We start from the raw sequence: 3,475 nt of genomic DNA, 5'->3' as shown, positions 1-3,475 counted from the left end.
GTCGCCGAGCTGACCGTCCGGAAATATCTGGACGGTGAGGTCGCCACCGCTCTGTTCCTTTACTGCTTCGGCGAACAGGACCGCCGCTTGCTGGATGAGGCTGCTGCTAGACGAGGCGTGGGCGAGCCGAAGCGTCTCGGCGTGAACGGTGGACGCCATGCCGATTGTTGCTGCCGCAACGATAAAAAGCGTTCTGGAAATTTGCATTCTTTTCCTCCCGGTTGTTCTCGGGGGAGAATGGCGCGTGTGGCTTTCGATGCAATCGAAAACAACCAGTGGAAGGATGCAAATATGTTGTTCTTGAATTAGATAACGTTATACAATCGAGATATTTGGCACCGGAGATCTTTAACGGTCAGTTTCGCGGCGCCTCGATCCGCTCGATTGCGGCGGACGGCCACGGGCCGGTGATCTCGCTCGGCGATCTGGGGCGCCGGTCACCCAACGCGGAAACCGCACCCTCGCCCCTATGCCAGAGGGGGCGAAGATGAAGGGCGTCGGCTTCGTGGAATCTCGACCGACGAAAAGGACGCCGCAATCTCACTGGCATCCTTGCACACGTTCGGCTTTGGCAGGGTCGCGGTCATCGTTCCAAGAAGGTCAGCATCTTTGAGCAGGGCGATATCGGCCTCATCGTCTTATCGCAAGTTAGGGTTCTGTTGTTAGTTCAGGGTTCTGGCCTACACCGATTATCAGGAACGGAAGTGAAGCTAACGAGGGGCAGGAACGTAATCGTCGACGCCGCCTGCATGTAAGATTTCCGGTCCCGCATGTTCGAGGCCCGCCAAAAGTCGCCGCGGACCGTGGCTTGGTTGTCGAGAGCGATGGATAGCAGCATGGGACACGTGCTTTTGGAACCATCCCGCCGTTCCCATTGCCCGCAAGCTCGTCTCTGGGTTGGCGGCAGGCTGCCCAGTAGTCCAAAGGGGCGGAAGAGACACCAGGCGCGGCTGTCCATATCGTGGAACCGTTGCGACAAGCTCCGGTTCCCTTGCATCAAGTGCCCGTGCAATGATCGTTGGCCAACGCCGGCTTGGTTGCGAACCTGACGCCAGCGGCCCCACAGCGGTCGCGGTAGCTGGTCCACACTTGCGGTCGATGAACCGACGCCCACGCGGACTGGCGTAGACCAACCAGGTAGACCTCGACCTGGGCGTTCCCGATCCGGCCTGCGGTGACCTGGTATTCGCGCCTCACTTCGACAGTGCGGGCGCCGTTCTTCATAATCGCCAGTCTCGTCGACCACGTAGCCGCATCGCCATCCCAGACCGCTCGCGCCAGGAGGTGCTGCAGCCCGTCCGGAATCAACTCACCGGCATCCTCTGCATTGGTTAAAACAGTTGCTTGGCGGCAACCGCGCCAGCAACCCGAGCAGGAACGACCGAACCTGGCGGCGCGGCTCGCCTGAGCAAACCGATGGTCGATCCGCGCCAACCTCACAACCTCACGCGGTCAGGTTCGACACTGTAGCACGCGGCCACCGCACGATCTTCTGGAGTACATACAACTCCGGATCATTGAGCGGCGACCGCGCTGCCTGCTGGATTCAGGCGGCCTGGCTGCCGGGGTCGGAACACCGGCATCTCTATGGGCTCGGCGGGCGCTTAACTCAACGCGGCACGGATTGCATCTAACGCCGGCCGGAGGCCCCCCGTACGTGGGTTAACTTTGCGCTCTACTTCTTGGTAAGGGCCAGCCGTGCGGTCTTCTTCGCGATAGGGGAGCGTAAAGTGAGAAAACTTGACGGCTGCAAATTCAGCTGCCGGCTCCACATACACATACTGTCCACCCTGGCCTCCCTTCCCCATCCCGCGACCGTCGGGATCGATTTCCCACTGGTTGTGATAATTGCTGCCGGGCGCGCCTCTCCCGCCCAAGGTTTCATCTATCCAGCTCTGGGGAATGATCTGGCGCCCTTCCCTGGCACCTCCATCAACAATTAACTGGGCAAACCGCCCGAAGTCACGCAGCGTCGTGCACAAACCACCGTCGGCAAGACCAAAGCCCGTCTTATCGACGACCATGTAGGCGTCCTGTTCGGCTCCCATCGGTGCCCAGATCTCTTGGCTTATTAAATCAGCCAGATACATCCCCGACACCCGCTGCAGGATGAAGCCCAACACGTCCACATCACTTGACTTATATTTGTAAGCGGCACCGTGTGGCCGCTCTGCTTTATCCATCGTGAGGGCCAGTTCCCACATGGTGCGGGGCCCGTCCGGCTGAGAAAACACGGAATCCCTCCAAAGAGGGTCATAGTCATCGTCGTAGACGACGCCGCTTGACATGTCGAGGAGGTGCTGAACCGTTGCGCCCTTGTACGCAGTCGCCTCAAGCTCAGGCAGGTAGTGCGTGACCGGTTTTGTAACTTCGACTAGACCCTTATTGACCACAATTCCGGTGAGCATCGCGATAAGCGCTTTCGTGGACGACATCCAAAGATGCTGCCTGTGCGGGGCGAGATTGTTCATGTAACGCTCAAAAACGATCTGTCCACGATGCAGCACAAGGAACCCATCAGTGAAGCTCTCACCGAGGAAGTCGTTCACCGTTCCCTCGCCGTCTTCGAACTTGACCTTAATGTCCCCAATCGGCTGAAGTGATTGAGGCAATGGCTGCACCGGGCCCGGACCGCGCGATATCGGGGCCGTCGGCCTCATCTCGCTGATGTGCTGGTAAGTCCAGGCAGCCCATGGGGAGAAATACCAGGCGTCTCCTGGGAAGAGCGGTGCGCCGGGGCTACGTGGATCGCGGGGATTACGAGGATCGGGCAGCGGTTCGCCCCCGCCTTCCGCGGCAGTGTTGTTCTTGCCTGCCTCCTCGCCTTGCGCGCCCTTGACTGTATGACCGATGCCTGCGGCGCCAACGACGGCAGAGCTGCCATAGCCCAAAAGTTGTCTCCGATTCATCGTCTGTCTAACCTCCCTGGTTTGATGGCTGAATTCGCGATTACTACATCGACGTAGACTCCTCGCGGTGCGACCCTCTTTAGAAAGCGCCGCGATGCGGCCGTGCTGGCGATCTCCGGTTCCTCGGCTCGGGTTAACGCTCGTCCGCGAGGAGATACCGTGATGAGATCGTACACTGATGCATCATGGAGTATGATGCGCGCCAATACTGATGCAATGGAAACGACTTAGCGGAAGGATGCAAATATGTTGTTCTGGCATCATATTAATTTATGCAATGGAGGCATGTTGCGGAATTCTCGGAAGTGCCCCGCAGCCGTTCGCCCTGTACGCTGATGGCGGCCTTGGAAAGCAGCGGTAGCCCGTTCTGGCCGCGGAACTCATCCTCAAGGTTCCGCGCACCGAAGCCGCGGGGCAGCAGTTCGATCCCAGCTTCTCCAAGGCTACGGTGTGCCCCTACAGATGCTCGCGAACCTGCGAGTGGACGGTTTGTCACCGTCGCGGTGACGTGGGGCGCGAAAGTTCTTAGAAGAATTAGGTCTTCGCCGCAGAGCCCGGCCCCGGAG

At 59.3% G+C, this 3,475-nt stretch carries 2 protein-coding genes and 1 pseudogene; all 3 read right to left on the bottom strand.

Going from position 1 to position 3,475, the window contains the following annotated elements; translation table 11 throughout:
- Nucleotides 1-159, bottom strand: a pseudogene (locus tag EN780_RS30030) (C4-dicarboxylate ABC transporter); the annotation flags it as partial.
- An 837-nt stretch (nt 160-996) separates the two neighbouring features.
- Nucleotides 997-1,434: a hypothetical protein gene (locus EN780_RS39045; protein ID WP_128276101.1), complete on the bottom strand. Its 438-nt coding sequence runs from the start codon at nt 1,432-1,434 to the stop codon at nt 997-999.
- A 170-nt stretch (nt 1,435-1,604) separates the two neighbouring features.
- The gene (locus tag EN780_RS30020) at nt 1,605-2,891 is read right to left on the bottom strand and encodes a serine hydrolase (RefSeq protein ID WP_189556853.1); all 1,287 of its coding nucleotides are present in this window, start codon (nt 2,889-2,891) and stop codon (nt 1,605-1,607) included.
- Nucleotides 2,892-3,475 lie beyond the last annotated feature (584 nt).

The organism is Mesorhizobium sp. M4B.F.Ca.ET.089.01.1.1 (assembly GCF_004022605.1).
GTDB lineage: Bacteria > Pseudomonadota > Alphaproteobacteria > Rhizobiales > Rhizobiaceae > Mesorhizobium > Mesorhizobium abyssinicae.
Note: the sequence above shows the minus strand (reverse complement) of the source record. Positions and strands in the feature narration are given on the sequence as shown.